Origin of the sequence: Taklimakanibacter lacteus (assembly GCA_003576695.1) — a bacterium.
In the GTDB taxonomy this organism is placed as follows: domain Bacteria; phylum Pseudomonadota; class Alphaproteobacteria; order Rhizobiales; family Aestuariivirgaceae; genus Taklimakanibacter; species Taklimakanibacter lacteus.
The window spans coordinates 610118-628904 of sequence record QOZQ01000001.1; the positions used below are offsets into that span (position 1 = coordinate 610118).

Annotated in this window: 16 protein-coding genes and 1 pseudogene; 9 read left to right on the forward strand and 8 right to left on the reverse strand. The window is 62.4% G+C overall.

The annotated features are described in order from the left end of the window. Positions 1-39: 39 nt before the first annotated feature. The 3 genes from DT068_RS02780 to DT068_RS02790 all read right to left on the reverse strand — a co-directional run bounded on the left by DT068_RS02780 (position 40) and on the right by DT068_RS02790 (position 4630). Positions 40-3258 (reverse strand): efflux RND transporter permease subunit, encoded by a 3219-nt coding sequence (locus DT068_RS02780; protein WP_119388227.1) that lies wholly within the window; start codon positions 3256-3258, stop codon positions 40-42. Continuing rightward, positions 3255-4241, reverse strand: a complete 987-nt coding sequence (locus tag DT068_RS02785; protein ID WP_119388228.1) for an efflux RND transporter periplasmic adaptor subunit — start codon at positions 4239-4241, stop codon at positions 3255-3257. Before DT068_RS02785 ends, DT068_RS02780 begins: the two co-directional genes overlap by 4 nt. Before the next feature lie 107 nt (positions 4242-4348). After that, a complete protein-coding gene (locus tag DT068_RS02790) occupies positions 4349-4630 on the reverse strand; it encodes an ArsR/SmtB family transcription factor (protein ID WP_119388314.1) in 282 nt (93 codons plus the stop codon). 100 nt (positions 4631-4730) lie between these two features. Between DT068_RS02790 and DT068_RS02795 the strand changes: the two genes are divergently transcribed. The 5 genes and pseudogenes from DT068_RS02795 to DT068_RS28485 form a co-directional block, all read left to right on the forward strand. Beyond that, complete coding sequence (locus tag DT068_RS02795; protein ID WP_119388229.1) at positions 4731-6017, forward strand: NAD(P)/FAD-dependent oxidoreductase; 1287 nt, start codon at positions 4731-4733, stop codon at positions 6015-6017. Next, a complete protein-coding gene (gene trxC, locus DT068_RS02800; RefSeq protein ID WP_119388230.1) occupies positions 6014-6466 on the forward strand; it encodes a thioredoxin TrxC in 453 nt (150 codons plus the stop codon). Before DT068_RS02795 ends, trxC begins: the two co-directional genes overlap by 4 nt. Before the next feature lie 35 nt (positions 6467-6501). Continuing rightward, positions 6502-6723, forward strand: a complete 222-nt coding sequence (locus tag DT068_RS02805; protein WP_119388231.1) for a YgaP family membrane protein — start codon at positions 6502-6504, stop codon at positions 6721-6723. A gap of 433 nt (positions 6724-7156) precedes the next feature. Beyond that, entirely contained in the window at positions 7157-9640 is a 2484-nt protein-coding gene (locus DT068_RS02810; RefSeq protein WP_162913974.1) for a sensor domain-containing phosphodiesterase, read from the forward strand. Between the two features lie 18 nt (positions 9641-9658). Next, positions 9659-9742, forward strand: a pseudogene (locus DT068_RS28485) (demethoxyubiquinone hydroxylase family protein); the annotation flags it as partial. A gap of 33 nt (positions 9743-9775) precedes the next feature. Here the strand turns inward: DT068_RS28485 and DT068_RS02820 are convergent. From DT068_RS02820 to DT068_RS02840, 5 genes are all read right to left on the reverse strand, one after another. Continuing rightward, complete coding sequence (locus DT068_RS02820) at positions 9776-10501, reverse strand: SDR family oxidoreductase (RefSeq protein WP_119388233.1); 726 nt, start codon at positions 10499-10501, stop codon at positions 9776-9778. Positions 10502-10548: 47 nt separating this feature from the next. Then, positions 10549-11823: a D-tagatose-bisphosphate aldolase, class II, non-catalytic subunit gene (locus DT068_RS02825; protein WP_119388234.1), complete on the reverse strand. Its 1275-nt coding sequence runs from the start codon at positions 11821-11823 to the stop codon at positions 10549-10551. Next, positions 11823-12803, reverse strand: a complete 981-nt coding sequence (locus DT068_RS02830; protein ID WP_119388235.1) for a tagatose kinase — start codon at positions 12801-12803, stop codon at positions 11823-11825. The genes DT068_RS02825 and DT068_RS02830 overlap by 1 nt, the downstream gene beginning before the upstream one ends. After that, positions 12800-14053 carry an ROK family transcriptional regulator gene (locus DT068_RS02835; RefSeq protein ID WP_438816398.1) on the reverse strand — a complete coding sequence of 418 codons (1254 nt, stop codon included), beginning with the start codon at positions 14051-14053 and terminating at the stop codon, positions 12800-12802. Before DT068_RS02835 ends, DT068_RS02830 begins: the two co-directional genes overlap by 4 nt. Before the next feature lie 65 nt (positions 14054-14118). After that, positions 14119-15003, reverse strand: a complete 885-nt coding sequence (locus DT068_RS02840; RefSeq protein ID WP_119388237.1) for a sugar phosphate isomerase/epimerase family protein — start codon at positions 15001-15003, stop codon at positions 14119-14121. Between the two features lie 303 nt (positions 15004-15306). Here DT068_RS02840 and DT068_RS02845 point away from each other — a divergent pair, with 303 nt between their 5' ends. The 4 genes from DT068_RS02845 to DT068_RS02860 all read left to right on the forward strand — a co-directional run bounded on the left by DT068_RS02845 (position 15307) and on the right by DT068_RS02860 (position 18784). Beyond that, complete coding sequence (locus tag DT068_RS02845) at positions 15307-16740, forward strand: extracellular solute-binding protein (RefSeq protein ID WP_119388238.1); 1434 nt, start codon at positions 15307-15309, stop codon at positions 16738-16740. A 106-nt stretch (positions 16741-16846) separates the two neighbouring features. Beyond that, entirely contained in the window at positions 16847-17728 is an 882-nt protein-coding gene (locus tag DT068_RS02850) for a carbohydrate ABC transporter permease (RefSeq protein ID WP_119388239.1), read from the forward strand. 8 nt (positions 17729-17736) lie between these two features. Next, on the forward strand, positions 17737-18573 hold the full coding sequence (locus DT068_RS02855; protein WP_119388315.1) for a carbohydrate ABC transporter permease: 837 nt from the start codon (positions 17737-17739) through the stop codon (positions 18571-18573). 4 nt (positions 18574-18577) lie between these two features. After that, positions 18578-18784, forward strand: coding sequence for a DUF2160 family membrane protein (locus DT068_RS02860; RefSeq protein ID WP_119388240.1), 207 nt, complete (start codon positions 18578-18580; stop codon positions 18782-18784). Positions 18785-18787: the final 3 nt, after the last annotated feature.

Sequence of the window (18787 nt, forward strand, 5' to 3'; positions counted from 1 at the left end):
TCCTATGAAAGGAAAGAAACGCCTCCTTGCGCTCAACGGCTAGCTCTGGACGAGGGATCCGGGCCTGCTTCCTCTAAGCACGACATAGATTGCCGGTATGACCAGCGGTGTCAGCAACGTCGATGAGGCGAGCCCGAACAGCAGCGAGATCGCCAGGCCCTGAAAGATCGGGTCGAGCAGGATCGTCGCGGCTCCGATCATCGCCGCCAGCGCGGTCAGAAGAATCGGCTTGAACCGGACGGCGCCGGCCTCGAGCAGTATCTCGCGCAAGGGCCTGTCCGCGGCGGCGCCATGGCGGATGAAATCGACAAGAAGGATCGAATTGCGCACGATGATGCCGGCAAGCGCAATGAAACCGATCATCGACGTTGCGGTGAAGGGCGCGCCGAAGAGCCAATGGCCCGGAACGATGCCGATGAGGGTGAGCGGGATGGGGGTCAGGATGACGAGCGGCAGCCGGAAGCTGCCAAATTGCGCGACCACCAGAACATAGATTCCGAGAATGGCCACCGCGAACGCCACTCCCATGTCGCGGAAGGTGACATAGGTGATCTCCCATTCGCCGTCCCACAACAGCGTCGTCTTCGATTCGTCCGCCGGCTGGCCGTGAAGCCTGATCTCGGGCCTGGGCAGCGTGCCCCAGTCATGCGCATCGATCAGCCGGCCCACTTCGAGCATGCCGTAGACCGGCGCCTCGAAGCTGCCGGCGAGATCGGCCATCACCATGTCGCTGAAGCGGCCGTCACGCCGGAAGATCGTGGGCGAGCCCGCTTCGACCGCCGCATGGACGACCTCGCCGAGCTCGACCACGCCCTTGCTGCCGGGGATGCTGTTGGCCGGAACCGGTGTCGCCGCCAGGGCGGCGTTCCAGGACAGGCTCTTCTTGGGAAGCCTGATGGCGATCTCAATCGGGTTGCGGTCCTCGCCGCGATGGGAGTAGCCGATCGACGTGCCGCCGAACAGCGAAGCGATCGTGTCATAGACATCGCTTTGCTCGACGCCGAAGAATTCCAGCCGGTCCTGGTCGATGGAGAGCCTCAGCCGCGGTCGGGCCTCGCCGATCGAGTCGTCGACATCCACGATGAACGGCACGGAGGCGAAAATCGCCTTGACCTCGTTGGCGACCGCGCGGCGCGTTGCGGCGTCGGGCCCGTAGATCTCGGCGATCAGGGTCGCCAGCACCGGAGGGCCGGGCGGGACCTCGACCACCTTGATGCTCGTGCCGAGGGGGGCTTCGACGGCCTTGAGATTTTCGCGCAGATCGAGCGCGATATCGTGGCTGGCGCGATTGCGCTCGGCGCGCGGGGCCAGGTTGACCTGCAGCTCGCCGAGTTCCGGGGATGCGCGCAAATAGTAGTGCCGCACAAGCCCGTTGAAGTTGAACGGCGCGGCGGTGCCGGCATAGGACTGGATCGAGCGGACTTCCGGCAGCTTGCGGGCGATGTCGGCCGCGCCGAACAGCACACGCTCGGTTTCCTCGAGGCTTGCGCCTTCAGGAAGATCGACGACCACCGAGACCTCCGACTTGTTGTCGAAGGGCAGAAGCTTCACCGTCACCGATGTGGTTGCGAAAAGCGCCATTGCGGCGAGTGTCACAAGTCCGGTCGCGAGCAGGAAGGCCCAGGCGGTGAACTTCGACCGGATCACCGGCCGCGCCAAGCCCCGGTAAGCCCGTCCGAGCACACTTTCATGATGGACAGGGCCGGTATCGCTCCCGGCAGCGCGGCGCGGTGCCAGCTTCAGCATCAGCCAGGGCGCCACGATCACGGCGACGAAGAACGAGAAGAGCATGGCGGCCGAGGCGTTGGCGGGGATCGGTGCCATGTAAGGCCCCATCAGGCCGGACACGAACAGCATCGGCAGGAGTGCCGCCACGACCGTCAGTGTCGCCACGATCGTCGGGTTGCCCACTTCGGCCACCGCGTCGATGGTCGCCTGCAGGCGGGGCCGGCCGTCCCGCATCGCCCAGTGGCGGGCAATGTTCTCCACGACCACGATCGCATCGTCGACGAGGATGCCGATGGCGAAGATCAGCGCAAACAGGCTCACCCGGTTGATCGTGTAGCCCATGAGATTGGCGGCAAAGAGGGTGAGCAGGATCGTGGTGGGGATGACGACCAGGGTCACGAGAGCTTCCCGCCAGCCGATCGCGAGCGCGATCAGCACGACGATCGAGACGGTCGCAAGGCCCAGATGGAAGAGAAGCTCATTGGCCTTGTCATTGGCGGTCTCGCCATAGTTGCGGGTGATGGAGACGTCGACGTCGTCCGGGACGAGCCGCGAGCGGAGGAGATCGAGCCGCATGATGATGTCGTCGGCGACGACGACGGCATTGGCGCCGGTGCGCTTGGCCAGCGCCAGGCTTACAGCGGGCACGCGCTGCCATGCTCCATCCGCGGCGCGGGCATCGCTCCATACGCGGGTCTCGCGGGGGCTCGGACCAATGATGACCGATGCGACATCCTTCACATAGACGGCCCGGCCGTCCCGCGTCGTGATGAGAAGCAGGCCGATGTCGGGGATGCCCGACAAGGTCTGGCCGGCCGCGACGCCGCGCATGGCGCCGGCGTCACGGACTTCACCGGCAAGGAAGGAGCGGTTGGCATCGCTTACCTTGGCGACGAGCTGCTGCAGCGTGACGCCGAACAGCGCGAGCTTCTCGGGATCGGGCTCGACGCGGATTTCCTGGGGATTGCCGCCTGAAATGTAGGTCAGCCCGATATCGTCGACCTTCACCAGCTCCGAGCGCAGCTTGTCGGCGAGCTCATAAAGGTCCTTGTCGGTCCAGCGGCCGGCGGCCGCAGGCTTCGGCGACAGGGTCAGCACCACGATGGCGACATCGTTGATGCCGCGGCCGACGATCAGCGGCTCGGGAATTCCGATGGGAATGCGATCCATGTTGGCGCGGATCTTTTCGTGGACGCGCAGAATGGCGTCCTCGGCCTTGGTGCCGACGAGAAAGCGCGCCGTCACCGAGACCCGGTCATCGACCGTCTGGCTGTAGATGTGCTCGACGCCATCGATGCCCTTGACGATCGCCTCAAGCGGCCTGGTCACGAGCTCCACGGCGTCGGGCGCCTTGAGGCCGTCGGCCTTGACGCGAATGTCGACCATCGGAACGCTGATCTGCGGTTCCTCCTCGCGCGGAATGACGAGGAGGGCGATGAGCCCCATCGCCAGGGCCGCCAGCAGAAAAAGCGGAGTGAGCGGCGAGCGGATGGTGGCTTGCGTCAGCCGGCCTGAAAGCCCGAGAGTCACGGCTGCACCAGCTCATCGCCGGGCCGCAGGCCGGACAGTATTTCGACGCCGTCCGGCATGTCGGGCCGCGGCAGGTCGCGGCCGCGCTGAACCGGCACATCGATCATCGCCTCGCCTTGGCGCAGACGGACATAGTCGACGCCGAAGCGGGTGGTGACGAAGCTCGCGGGAATGACGATGGCCAGACGCTCGCCGCCCGATATCCACACGCGAAGCCGTTCGCTGACGAAATAGTCGCCGAGCCCCGCGACGACGGCATCCGCCATGACGCGGCCGTCCTCGATCTGCGGATAGACGAGCGTGATCTTGCCGAAGCGCGGCCCGGCTTCGCCGATCTCGCTGCCATCGAGGCGGATCATGTCGCCGGCCTTGAGGGCGCGGGCATGCCGTTCAGGCACCCTCAACCGCAGCACGAAATCCTGCCTGGCAATGGTGGCAACGGTCTCACCCGCCAGGAGGACCGCTCCGGCCGTCAGCGGCACCTTGAGAATGCGTCCGGCCGCAGGGGAGAACACATCTCCCTCACTCAGCTGCTGGCCGATCACCAGGCGCTCGGCGGTCCGCGACTGAAGGGCGTTCTCGGCGACCCTGAGCGAGGTCTGTGCTTCGTCGAGCCGGGTGCGCGGCAGCGTGCCCCGATCGACGAGCGTCTTGATGCGGGTGAAGTCGGTCTCGGCCTGGGCTCGCTGAGCCTCGAGCCCGGCAATCTGCGCATCGAGCGATTTCATCTGCAGGACCAGCTTTTCATCGCCGATCCTGGCGATGATCTGTCCCTGTTCGACATGGTCGCCTTCCCTGGCCGTCAATCCCGCCAGCGTACCGCCGATGCGGGCCCGGGCCGGCACGACATTGAGGCTTTCCACGGTTGCAAACACCGCCTTTTCATCGGCAACAGGCGTCGGCATCACCTTCAGGACCGTCGCCGCGACCGCGGCTTGCGCAAGCGCGAGGGCCAGCAGGCCCGCAATGATGAAAATACGCATCTCGGTTCCTCTCCGGCCGCGGCATGGCGGCCTCTTTCTTCATTTCCCGGGGCGAGGACTCATTGATCCTGATCAATGTCCTGTCCGGTTGCCTTCGCTAGCCTTTTCTAATTCGTGCAGAAGGCGCGGTAGACCGCCTTGAGCACGCTGCGGGCAGCTTCGCTGCTCAATGAATACCAGATGGTCTGGCCATCCCTGCGGGTTGTCACAAGGCCATCCTTGCGGAGAAGGGCGAGATGCTGAGAAACCGTCGAATCCCTGATGCCCAGAAATGCGGCGATCTCGCCGACCGAGCGCTCCCGATCGATCAGCTGGCAGACGATGAGCAGCCGGTGGCGATTGGCCAGAGACTTCAAAAGCTCACTCGCCTGGTCGGCAGCCTTGTTCATCATCCGGATATCAATTCTCATACTTGCATATATACGCATTATTGAATATATTGTCAAGCAACAGGCGCCGCCGAGCGGGCGCCGGCAAGGAGCCGACGACATGGCAGAGATCGTGGTGATGGGAGCGGGCCTCAGCGGGACGCTCATGGCCTATGAACTGGTGCCTCAGCTTATGGCGGGAGATCGCATCACACTCGTCTCGCAGGGGCCGACATATCACTTCGTGCCCTCCAATCCGTGGGTGGCGATCGGCTGGCGCCAGCGCGAAGCGATCGAGATCGATCTCGAGAAGGTGATGCGCCGGAAGGACATCCGCCTCATGACGCAAGGCGTCAGGAAAGTGCATCCGGGCGAGAACCGGATCGAGTTGGCCGACGATTCTTCGATCAGCTACGACTATCTGGTGATCGCCACCGGACCGGATCTTGCTTTCGACGAGATTCCGGGGCTCGGCCCCAGGGGCCATACACAATCGATCTGCCATATCGACCACGCGGTGGAGGCGAAGGCGGCCTTCGACCGGTTTGTCGAGAGGCCGGGACCGATCATCGTCGGCGCGGTGCAGGGCGCCTCGTGTTTCGGGCCTGCCTATGAATTCCTGTTCATTCTCGAGACCGAGCTGCGCCGGCGCCGGATCCGGGATCGCGTTCCCATGACCTTTGTCACCTCGGAGCCCTATATCGGCCATCTCGGCCTCGACGGCGTCGGCGACACAAAAGGACTCCTCGAGAGTGAAATGCGCGAGCGCCACATCAAATGGATCACCAATGCGCGCGTGAAGACCGTCGAAGCGGGCAAGATGGACGTGGAGGAGCTCGACGAAGCCGGCGCGGTTCGCAAGAGCCATGAGCTTCCCTTCGCCTTTTCCATGATGCTCCCGGCGTTCCGGGGCGTTCCGGCGGTGCGCGGCATAGAAGGCCTGACCAATCCGCGCGGCTTCATCCTGGTCGACAAGTATCAGCGCAACCCGGCCTTCCCGAACGTCTTCGCCATCGGCGTATGCATCGCGATCCCGCCGGTGGGCCCGACGCCCGTGCCGGTCGGCGTGCCCAAGACCGGCTTCATGATCGAGTCGATGGTGACGGCGAGCGCATTGAATATCGGAGCATTGCTGAAGGGCAGGGAGGCGAAGGCGCAGCCGACATGGAACGCCGTCTGCCTCGCCGATTTCGGCGACAGCGGTGTCGCTTTTCTCGCCCAGCCGCAGATCCCGCCGCGCAATGTCAACTGGTCGTCAAAGGGCGAATGGGTCCACTACGCGAAGGTGGCTTTCGAAAAGTATTTTCTTCACAAGATCCGCAAGGGTGAAAGCGAGCCATTCTACGAGCGCCTGCTGCTCGAGAAGCTCGACATTCAGAAGATCAAGGAAGTCAAGGAGCCGGCATGAATGGCGGCCGTCATATCGTCTGCGGCATGTGCGGCAAGGTCAATCGCGTCGCCGACGATCGGTCCGCAGCCGGGGCCCGTTGCGGCGCCTGTCGCGAGCCGCTGTTTTCGGGTCTTCCCCTCGAGGCTGACGAGACAGGGTTCGAGCGCCATGTGTCGCGCAACGACATCCCGGTATTGGTCGACGTGTGGGCTCCCTGGTGCGGACCATGCCGTGCGATGGCGCCGATGTTCGCCGAGGCGGCGCGAATCCTCGAGCCGGATGTGCGTCTGCTCAAGCTCAACTCCGACAGGGCGCCGTCAGTGTCGGCCCGGCTTGGAATCCGTTCGATCCCGACTCTCCTGCTCATGAAGGACGGCAAGGTCGTGGCGCGCAGCTCGGGCGTGATGGATGTGCATCGGATCGTATCCTGGACGCGATCGAGCCTCGCGGGAGCGCATGCGGCGTGACAAGGCCAAAGCCAATCTAAACAAGGAGATGCATCATGAATCTGGATCGTGCCGTGCTGGCCTTCGCAGGCATCGTGGTTCTGCTGAGCCTGGCGCTTGGCGTATATGTGAGCTCATACTGGCTTCTGCTTACCGCGTTCGCCGGTCTCAACATGTTGCAGGCGGCGTTCACCGGATTCTGCCCTGCTGCGCTCGTCTTCAAGAAGCTGGGCCTGAAAAGAGGATGTGCATTTGACGAGGAGCGGAGTCTTCGTTGATGCAATTCAAGGCTTTTGCCCCGCGAGGGCGTACGCGCCGACCATGGGAATTCCCTGAAAGAACCCTCAGGACGGTGACGCTTGCTGCTCCGCTGGTCGCGGCGCCATGTCGGTCGCGTGGCCTTTGCCTGGCGGATGCGGCCGCACCGATCCCCGCTGGCGCGGTATTAACCCAAAATCAACGATGCGAAGACGAAGTGCCGGCAATTTAAGTGCCCTTTGCGGTTTGACTGCAATGATCGGAGGAATGCGGAATAACCAATAATATTAGGTAATTGTGCCGCCTTGCGTGGGTTTGCCGGTTGGGGACATGACAATTCCAGTTGCTGATGCAAGTCAGACCGACGCTCTTGAACGGGAAAGGCTCCGCCGTCTTGCGCAGTACAAGCTCCTGCGGACAGCGCCGGACCCGGCATTTGACAGCATAGCGAGGATGGCCGCCGATCTGCTCGAGGCCCCGATAGCCTATCTCTGCCTGACCGAAGCGAGCCATCATTGGCTCATGGCCCGGATCGGGCTTGATCTGGAGGAGTTGCAGCGCTCAGCCAGCTTGTGCGATCACGCGCTGGCGGCTCAGGATGTGCTGGTCGTTCAGGACGCAAGCAAGGATGCTCGCTTTGCCGGCAATCCGCTGGTAGCCGGACCAAGACGGGTCAGGTTCTATGCGGGTTTTGCTCTGCGGGATGCCGACGGCTTTGCCCTGGGCACTCTTGCTGTTGCGGATGCAGTGCCGCGCCGGATCACCGAACGGCAGAAAGACCTCCTGAAAGATCTGGCCGGGATCGCTCTCGACCGAATGGAGCTCCAGAAGGCCAAAACCAACCTGCAGGAGACCGTCGCTGCAACTGAAGCGGCCCGGCAGGATGCCGTCAGCGACCATGCCGAGCTGCGGCAGGTCATCGAGTGCCTGCCGCAAGCCATCGTGCTCCTGGACGAGCAAAAACGCCTCATTCTGTGGAACAGGAACTATGAGGAGATGTTCCCCGAAGCGGCGCCCCATATCCGGCCGGGGGCCAGCATAGAATCGCTCTATCGCAACGCATTCGAAGCAATAAGCGGCTTTTCCGATCTGGATGAGGCCCGCGCCGAATCGTGGGTGCGGAGCCGGATGGATCGCCTCGACCACAGCGAGTCCTATGTCGAACAGAATGTCGGCGACCAGCGGTGGATCCGCTACGACCAGCATGTCACCCCGGACCGGAAAAAGGTCTATGTCCGGACCGACGTCACCGATGACCGGAACGCCGCCGAATCGTTTCGCCTGTTGTTTGAAAGCAACCCGGTGCCGATGTGGGTCGTCGAAAGATCGACGCTGAAGTTCCTGGATGTCAATGCCGCGGCCATCGAGCATTACGGCTATACGCGCGCCCAGTTCCTCAACATGACGTCGCTGGAAATACGGCCTGCCTATGAACGTCAAAGAGCGCTTGATGATGCCGGCAGCAATTTCACCAGGGACAGTGGAGAAAGCGACTGGATCCACAACAAGGCCGATGGCACGGAAATTCTGGTCAGCAGCTACGCCAGGCCCATCAAATACGGCGGCAAGGAAGCGGCGATTGTCTCGGTCGTCGATGTCACCGAACGCCGCAAGCACGATGCGCGCATCAAATACATGGCGGAACACGATGCGCTGACCGGTCTTCCCAACCGGCGGCTGTTCCTCGAGATGCTCGAGGGCACGTATCTGCAGAGAACGAAGACTCCCGGCCTCTGGTCGGTCATCCTGGTGGATATCGACGACTTCAAGACGATCAATGACACGCTCGGTCATTATGTCGGCGACAATCTCATCGTCGCAGTCGCCAACCGGCTGGAAGAAAGCATGGGAGACCGGGGAATTGTCGGCCGCCTCGGTGGTGACGAGTTCGCGGTGCTGCTGCCGCGGCTCACCGACGCCGCGGACGCTCACGATGCCGCAAACGAACTGGTGCGGGCCTTCGCCGATCCCCTCAAGGTCCGCGAATACGAGATCCTGGTGGGGGTAAGTGCCGGGCTGGCCACCGGCCTCGACAGCTCGACGGACGTATCCGCCATGCTGAAGAACGCCGACCTTGCCCTGTACAAGGCAAAGTCGGATGGGCGCGGCGTCTGCCGGGTCTATGAGCCGCATATGTCGCTGCAGATGATCGTGCGCCACGAGATGGAGCGCAACCTGCGCCAAGCGCTGGCGGAAGGGCAGTTCGACATCCGCTACCAGCCCCTGGTGGATCTTGCGTCCGGCAAGGAAATCGGCTTCGAGGCGCTGCTGCGCTGGAACCATCCGGACGAAGGCATGATTGCGCCTGCAACCTTCATCCCGGTTGCTGAGTCGAGCGGATTGATCGTTCCCATCGGCGCCTGGGTGCTCGAGCAGGCTTGCCAGCTGGGCACCAGCCTGCAGGACCATCTGACGATCGCGGTGAACATATCCCCGGCCCAATTCAAATCGGGCAAGCTGGTCGAGGCCGTGTCCGGCGCGCTCGCGAAATCGGGCCTCGCGGCTCGGCGGCTCGAGCTTGAAATCACCGAATCCTGCCTGCTCGAGAAAACCTCCGAAACCGTGCAGATCCTGAAGGACCTGAAGGCGCTGGGCGTGTCCATCGCGCTCGATGATTTCGGCACCGGCTATTGCGGGCTTGGCTATCTGGGCAGTTTTCCATTCGACAAGATCAAGATCGACCAGTCCTTCGTCCGGGACGTCGAGACGACGCGGAAATCGGCGGAATTGTTCCGCGCCGTCATCAATATCGGCCACAGCCTCGGCCTCACGACGCTGGCCGAGGGCATCGAAACCAAGGAACAGCTCGATTTCCTGCGCGCGCTCGGATGCCAGCAGGGCCAGGGCTTCCTGTTCAGTCCGGCCATTCCGGCGGGTGAAATCGCCGCGGAGCTGAGGCTTGCGGGAAATCCTCCCGCCGACAGATATGCCGTCTGACGGTTCGCTACGACCACGATCCGGCGCATTCTGAAGGTAAGTCGCGCCGGCGAATATGGCGCGCTGATCGCCATGGCCCGCCGTTTCCATCCGGAAATCGTCGCCAAATCATGCCGATAGACCGTCGTCTTCCGTTCAGATGTCGAAAGCACTCGGCAGGATGACCACGTCGCGGATGGTCACGGTACGTGGGCGCGTCAACATGAACAGAACGGCCTCAGCGACCTCCTTTGGCTCGATAAGGCCGCCTGACTCCTTTGCTTTGCGAAGGTTTTCCTCCGGCCAATCTTTCAGGAGGGCACTGATGACCGGGCCGGGAGAAACGGAGCCGACACGAATGCCGTGCTTCAGGAGCTGACGGCGCATCGTCTGCACGAAGCATGTCATGGCCCATTTCGACGCCGAGTAGACGGGCTCCCACGGGACCGGGAAATGACCCGCGACGGAGCTCGTCACGATAATGTCACCCGAGCCGCGCTCGATCATATGCGGAGCGACGGTGTGGACATTCTTCATGACCGCGTTCACGTTCAGATTGAGCATGCGATCGATGGCGTCGAGATTCGTTTCGGTCAGGTCGCCGCCGATATAGGTCCCCGCATTGGCATGCAGGATGTCGAGGCGGCCGGCCTTGGCGAGCACGCCATCGAGAAGGGAAGCGCAGCTTTCGGGCTTGAGAAGATCGATAATGAGCGGAACTGCGCGATCGCCGAGCCGGCCGCAAACCCGGTCAAGCGCCTCGGCATCGCGATCGACCAGCACGACGGTCGCCCCTGCGTTGATCATTGCCTCGGTCGAGGCAAGACCGATCCCCGAAGCTGCGCCGGTGACGGCGGCGACCTTACCCTGCAACTCGTTCATGTTTCTCCTCCTTTGAATGCAACGACAACCATGTTGCGTCTTTGGTGTCAGTCTGATGCGCCGCAGGCGGCGCGATAGGCTGCGAGGCTTTGAGTAATGCGCCAGACCAGCAGAGCTTCCGGATCGAAAGGTGCGTCGGCGAATGCTTCCGCTTCGGGCATATGCTGCCAGAAGAGGGGCAGGGGAATACTCTGCCCCTTCAGGGTGGTCATGAGGCGGTCGACAGCGAGTTGAGCCTGCGGGGATGCCCAGTAATACCTGATCCGGTCGGAGAGCGAATAATGCCGCAGCACACGCTTCTCGTCTTCGGTCCCTGAATAGTGCCGGTCCCAGTTTTGCGGCTGCGACAGCATCAGGCCTTCCATCGCTGCAGGAAGCGGGCACTCGCCGTATTCCGCGACGAGGTCTGATGCCATGAGATCAAGCGCATAGAGCGCCTGGCGCAGAACGAAGGTCAATTCCGGGCCGACCTTCAGGATCGGAAAGCCGTCTGCAACCAGTTCGGCAAGGGGATGGGCGCCCTGATAGTCCGTCGAATGCGCCTCGAAGACGAACTGGGGCTCATCGTCGAGCACACGCATCAGGTCGGCCGTCCTTGTGCGGTCATATCTGATGACATTCCGGTTGCCGAATTCCACGCCCGGCTGCACGACAAGGCCGATCGCGCGGGCAAAGGCGTCCGAAAGCCCTGAATCTGCGAAGATCCGGCGATGAACTTCGATGGTCTGCCGGGCGGCGGCGGGCGAGGTGGGCTCGATCGCCGTCAGCATGTGGTCGGCGCCGCCGGGAGGCGGAACTTCGGTCCCAATGACATAGAGGGGCATCATGCCGCCGGTCCGGCGTGCAGCGGCCTCGGCAGCCATGGCAAGCTTGGCGGCTCGCCGGGCAGTCGTTTCATCATCGAGCGCGGCGGGCTCGCCGGCGCAGCCCATGGAGGCATCAAGGTGGATCTTGCGGAAGCCGGCTGCGACATAGTCCGCAACCATCCTTTCGGCCTCGGCCAGGGCGTCGGCGGCCGGCCGGTCGCGCCATGGATTGGGCCCCAGATGGTCCCCTCCGAGGACGATCAGATCCCCGGGGCAGTGCTCTTCGAGTGCCAATTGGCTGACAAGTGCTGCGAAATCGGCCGGTCGCATTCCGGTGTAGCCACCGAGGTGGTTGACCTGATTGCAGGTCGCTTCGATGAGAACCGTGCTTGCGGTCTCCTTGCCGTGGCGCAAGGCGGCACGCAAAACCGCCGGATGGGCTGAACAGACGGAGGTGATGCCTTTCGGCGTGCCGCGGCGCCTCAGGGCAGCCAGGTCCTCGAGGCGCACCGGCATCACGGCTTCCGCGGCGTTTGAGCGATGAAGCTGTCGAGTTCGCCGCGGGTGCCGGCTCCCTCCATCGGACCGCGGACCGTGACGTTGCGGGCGCCGGCGGCGCTGGCATAGGTGATGGACTGCGCCACCGACATGCCCAGGCGCCGGCAGGCAAGATAGGCTCCGCCAAAGCAGTCGCCGGCTCCCGTCGGATCGACTTCTGTCACGAGAAAGGCGGGGGAGTCGATCCGCGCGCCGTCGCGGCTGAAACAGGTTGCGCCTTCCGCCCCCCGCTTGAGGACGATTTCCTTGATGCCGCGCTCGAAGAGCCGTTGGATCGCGATCTCTTCCCCATCGGCCCCGGCCGCGCGTTCAAGCTCCTCGCCGGAAGGCAGAAGGAGATCCGCCATCGACACAAGCCGGGAAAAGCGCTCTTCGGTGACCTGGTCCAGCCTGAGCTCCTTGCGGATATTCGGGTCGACCGACAGCGTGCCGCCGCGCTTCTTCACGATCCGAACCGCCTCGTCGATCACCTCGCACGCGCTCGACATTGACAGGGCAGTTCCCATCACATGCAGGTGCCCGCTGCGCCCGATCAGATCGCGCACGCCCTGCGTCCAGCCGAAGCGAGCGGCCGCGGATTTGGCGATATTGTAGACGAAGTCCCGCGAACCATCCGGCCGGTAGCGGACGAAGGCGCTCCCCGTCGGGAAATCGGGATCGATGGTGATGGCCGAAACATCGACGCCATCGCGCTGGAGCCGCTCGATATTGACACGTCCGAAGTCGTCATCGCCGACGGCGCCGACCATGGCGGCATTGCCGCCGATGCGGCCGCATTGGTCGATGAAGATCGCGGGAGCGCCGCTCGGGTAAGGGCCGATCAGGGGCTGGGCCTCAAGAAAGCCGACACCGGTGCTCGTCGCCACGATCTCCACGAGGATTTCTCCCACGCAGACGGTCGGACCCAACTCGTCCGGAGAGAGCACAGGCGTGGTCATGCGCGTTCGCTGCCGCCGGATTGAGCCAGGGCCTCCTCGCGGGCAATCGGTCTGGCCGGCACATCGTCCTCGCCGGCAAAATCCTGGTTCTCCAAGGACATGAAGCGCTGGTGAAGGAGGCAGGCGGCGCCGAAGGCCGAGCCCAGCTCCGCATACTCATCGACCACGATCTCCGGGGCCGGAAACGCGATGGTCTGGCCTTCGGCCATGTGCGCGGCAACACGTGCCGCGACCATCGGATAAAGGGGCGCGACAGAGCCTCCGAACACGATCCTGTCGGGATCGATGAGGCGGCAAGCCTGCGCCAGCGCGTAAGCCAGGTTCCGGGCCCACTCATCTGCGATTGTGACGGCCGCGGGTACGCGATCGCGAACTTCCGACAGGAATGCCGGAAAGTCCGCGTCGCTGCGCCCGGTCGCCTGGCGATAATGAAGAACAAGCCACTCGCGCCCGATCAGCCGTTCGAGCTCCTGCCTGCCGCTGCCGGGAACCAGCATATGGCCGATCTCGCCGGCGAGGCCGTGGCCACCGCGGAAGAGCTTGCCGTCGATGAGAATGCCGCCACCGACGCCAGTCTCCATATTCAGGAACAGGGTGACGCCGGAACGGTCCCGTTTGTAGCCGTCACCGATGGCGAAGGCGTTGGCGTCGTTCTCGACGACGATGGGGACGGGGACGGGAAGCTCATTGCGGGCAATCTGGGCGAGATCGACATTCTTCCAGCCCATGAGGGGGGCAAGGGTCACAAAGCCGTTTGATGCGATGTGCCCCGGAACGGACAGGCCCACTCCCTTGCACCGATTGGCCGTCTGTGCATCGAGACCTTCGAAAGCCAGGCGAATGGCGAGACGGACGGCCTCCTCCACGGTGGCGGTCAGCGCATCGAACGGAGAGGTCCGGCGCAACAGCACCCTGCCGCGAAGGTCGATCTGAACGGCCGTGATATGCTCGACGCCGATCTCGAGCCCGACAAAGAACGCCGCTTCCGGCACGAGCTCGAGCATGATGCCCGGGCGGCCGGCCTTCGCCTGCTCTTCGCGGGGCGCCACAGGATCGCCCACTTCGCGCACGAGGCCGCTCTCGGTCAACTGGGTCACGATCTGCCCAGAGGACGAGCGGTTGAGTCCCAGCTTGCGCGCCAGATCGGCCCGGCTCATGCAACCATAGGCGTGAAGGCATTGCAGCGCCGCTACGATGTTGTTTTGCCTGATCCGGCGGGGAGAGCTGCCCGGGGGAATGAAGTAGTTCACATCTGGCCTCAATAGATCGACCTGCTCAGTTCCGCCATGGACCTGAAAGGCTGGTCAGGACTATTTCAGGGCCGTGCACTTGTCGCACGCCGCCGCTTCGCCTCGTCCATCTTCAGTTCAATGAACTTCCTGGCATGGGCGGCAAGCGGATCATTGTCGGTCCAGGTGTCGCGCCAGATCGCACAGGCGAGCGACAATCCTTCGTCGACCACGGTCGTCGAGAAGCTCTCGAACACGACGTCGCGCTTGTAGTCGATGTCCAGCAGCGCATCGAAGATGAGATCGAAGTTGATCACCCCGTCACCCAGGAAGCCGCGGTTGCTTTCACCGATGTGAAAATAGCCGAGCTTGTCTCCGGCCAGACGGATCGCGGCAGCCGGGTTGGCCTCTTCGATATTCATATGGAACGTGTCGAGATGCAGGCGGACATGGTCCGAGCCCGTGTCTCCAATGAACTTCAGGCCCTGTGCCGTGGTGTTCAGGAGGTTCGTTTCAAAGCGGTTCACCACTTCAAGGACGAGGTCGACACCGCAGCTCTTCGCCAGCTCCGCGGTTTCGGCGATGGCGGCGGCGCTGTTGTCCCAGCCGCGTTTGGTCGGCTGGCGATTGTACTTGGTATGGGCCGAGTAGAGGATTCCACCGAGCTTGTTGCCGCCGATGTCGCGAACCGCCCGTACCGCATCTGCGAGCATTGTCTTGCCGGCAGCAACCACGCCCGGATCCTCACTCGAAACGTCGCGATCGAGGGGCAAGCCCATCGTCACGCCGATCTCGACATCGAGCGACTGTGCGAGCTTCGCCAGCCGGCCGAGGTCGAACTTCTCGGGGCGAAGATAGGCGAACTCGATGGTCCGATAGCCGTGCTCGGCCGACTTCCTAAGGGCCATCTCCAACCCGTCCTGGGTTTGGCCGCCTGTCCATACAAATGAGTGGATACCCAGCCGACGCATCGCTCAACTCTCCCGCAAGCGCATGTTTGTTCGAGACAGAGCTATTCGCATTTGGTGGGCAATGCAACAAATAAGTTCTGGCACGAAAAACAGACGATCGAAGCAGAGAAGCCATCTCGCATTGCAGCATTCCTATTTTCGCTTGATTCAGGTGCGTTTCGCCCTGCCGCACGAAACGGTGTTTCGCGGGTGCAATAGAGATATATTTGCATGGTGTCACAACAAATATTGCGCCAATCGACTTTCTCCTATATAGCCGCTGGTATGGCGAGAATGCTCGCCATCAAAAATGGGAGGATCGAAATGGGCTACTTTTCCAAGGCCAGTGCCCTCGCATTGGCGATCGGCTTGCTCGGTGTGGCATCGCCCGCCTGGGCGGATTTCTGGTCCGACGCCGGTGCGAAATACAAGGGCGTCGTCCTGCATGGCGTGACCGAAAGCACGCCGCCGTCGAATTTCATCAAGGACGTTCTCGCCCCCGAATTCGAGAAGAAGACCGGCATCAAGGTCGAGATCGAGACCACTTCGTGGGATCAGATGTATGACAAGGCCATCAAGGACATGGAGGCCGGCACCGGCATCTATGACATGGTCTATATCGAGCAGGACATCATCTACGCCTATCTGGCGCGGAACTTCCTGACCGACATCACGAAGTCGCTGAAGGACATGCCCGACCTCAAGGCGCCGACCTATGACGACGCCAACTTCACGAGCTTCGCCAACTATTTCAAGAATGCCGATGGCGACCTCTTCGGCGTGCCGATGGAGGCCTTCCTGAAGCTTTACCTCTATCGCAAGGACCTGTTCGACGATCCGAAGATTCAGGCGGCCTTCAAGGAGAAGACCGGGCATGATCTGAAGCCTGCGTCGACGCATGCGGAATACACCGAAATCGCGGACTTCTTCACCCAGTATGGCAAGGACAACGGGATGGAGCTGTGGGGCTCGACCGCACAGGCCCATACCGGCCATCCGGCCTCGTGGTATGAATTCTTCGAGTCGGTGGCGCCGACTTTCGGCGTCTACAACTGGGGCATCGACGCCTCGAAGAACTATGCCGCGAGCGTTGCGAATGGCGGCACGATGAACGGCGACAAGGCGAAGGCCGCGATAAAATGGTGGCTGCATCTGCGCGATATCGCACCACCGGAATCGCCGCAGTCCACCTGGACGGAAGTCGGCACCACCTTTGCCGCCGGCCGTGCCGCGCAAGGCCTCGTCTACGGCGAAAACGGTGCCTGGATCCAGAGCGACGCGACAAAGTCGAAGGTGACGGGCAAGGTCGGCTTCGCGCTGCCGCCGCTGGAACCCGGCGTGCTGGAAGAAGCGGAGGCCGGCAAGGGCTATATCGGCTACTATGACGGCGGCGCCTTCGGTCTGCCGATAACCTCGAAAAACAAGGAAGCAGCTCTCCTCTTCCTCCAATTCATCGGCCAGAACGAAGTGCAGCCCGACTGGGCTGTCGCGGCACCGCGCATCACCAACACCGCGACCTATGATGACCCGAAGGTCAAGGAAATGGACGCCAAGCTCGGCGGGTACTACACGATGCTCAAGGACAAGGGCAAGCTGTTCGCTGGCGCTCCTCCCTATCCATTCCATGCTCAGGTGCGTGAAGCGACCGCTCCGATCTTCTACGACATCCTGACCGGCAAGATCGGACCGGATGAAGGCCTTGACGCTATGGCCGCGAAAGCGGAAGAAGAGCTGACCACGCTCGGCTACCGCAAATAAGGGTCTCCTCCCTGACCCACTGCGGGCCGTCCTGCGTGGCGGCCCGTTTTTTCTGGCTTCATTCGGCGAGATATCATCCATGTCCTCGCAATCGGTGGATTAGGCCATGCATTCCAAGAAGCTGGGCTGGCTGCTGCTTGCCCCTACCTTGCTGATCCTTGGTCTCTTCGGCATTTTTCCATTTCTCTATGTCGTGTGGGTATCTTTCCACGAATGGAATCCCTTCGCGGCGAACCCTGCGAAGATCTTCAACTGGGCCGCCAATTACCGGAAGCTGGTCTTCGACGCGCAGTTCCTCGCGTCCCTCGGCGTCACCATGGCCTTCGTCTTCTTCGCGGTCGTCTCCGAGGTGATCATCGGCTATTTGCTGGCCCAGGCCTTCATGAAGGACTTTCCCGGCCGGGCCTTCTTCCGCACCATTCACACGCTGCCACTGATCATGGCGCCGATCATCGTCGGCTCGATCTGGAAATTGATGACCACGCCGTCGATCGGCATCATTCCGTATATGCTGAAGCACACGGTCGGCTTCGACCTGAATATCGGCACCAGCGCCGTGGCCGCCTTCGCAATCACGGTCATCATGGATATCTGGCACTGGACGCCGCTGGTGACCCTGACGCTGATCGCGGCTCTCGTATCGCTGCCTTCCGAGCCTTTCGAGCAGGCGCAGATCGATGGCGCCAACAAGCGCCAGATCTTCTGGCATCTCACCCTGCCGATGATCCGGCCCGCGCTGATCGCCACCGTCTTCATCCGGTTGATGGACGCCATGCGAACCGTCGACGAGGTGCTGATGCTCACCGGCGGCGGGCCAGGCTCAGCCACCCGCTATGTGGGCGTGCACATCTTCAGGGAAGTCTTTCCGCGAACGAACTACGGTTACGGATCGGCCGTGTCGGTCATCGTCCTCTATCTGACCATCGTGATCTGCTGGCTTCTCTATGTCAGCCTGATCGCGCCGCGCACCAGGAAAGGGTCAAGCTGATGAAGCTCATGAGGCGCCACAGGTCCTGGCTTTCCGTCCTGTTCTGGATTGCCATCAGCTTTGTCACGCTCTTCCCGATCTACTGGCTCTTCGTCATATCGGTGAAGCCTGCCGTCGAGCTGTTTTCGACGCCCGAACTTCTGCTGAGGAACGTCTACTGGCAGAACTATATCGACGTTCTGAACAATCCGACATTGCGCGGATATATGCTCAACTCGCTGATCATTTCGTCCTGCAACGCCGTTCTGGTGACGACGCTCGGATTCCTGGCGTGCTATGCGCTGACGCGCTTCGATTTGCCGGGAAAGGAGAGCATTTTCTTCTGGACGATCACCAACCGCATGGCGCCACCGGCGGTTTTCCTGCTGCCGCTCTTCCTGCTCCTGACACAAGTGTACCGGATCGGCGATTTCAAGCTCGCCGATTCACGGATCGGCATGATCCTGGTCTATTGCACCTTCAACCTGCCCTTTGCCATCTGGACTTTGCGTCCTACCCTGGATGCCATTCCCAGGGAGCTCGACGAAGCAGCCTATGTCGATGGCGCGAGCCCCTGGACGGTCATTTCCGACATCGTCTTCCCGCTGGCGCGTCCGGGCGTCGCCGTGACGCTGATCCTGACATGGGTCTTTGCCTGGAATGAGTATCTGCTGGCGGCGACGCTGACGAACTTCAATGCGCGGACGCTCACCACCGGCTTGTCCGAATATGTGACCACGACGGGAACGGCGTGGGGGATCATGGCGGCGATTTCGGTGTTCACGCTGATCCCGGCCTTGATCGTCTTCAGCCTGGTGCAGAAGCATATCGTCGCGGGCCTGACCTTCGGCGCGGTGAAAGGCTGATCCCATGAGCGAAGAGCGCAAGAGCAAGACGCGGCAACCGGGCTTTCTGCCGATCGAAACCAACTGGTTCGACCGCCTGTTCATCGCGGCGGTGATCTGGGTGGCCCTGTCGCTCTTCTGGATGCGGTTCCTCGAGCCGCTCGGGCTTTCGGTTTGGATATCCACCGTGATATCGGTGGTTCTTGCAGTCATTATCGTGAAAAAAGGATAGGCG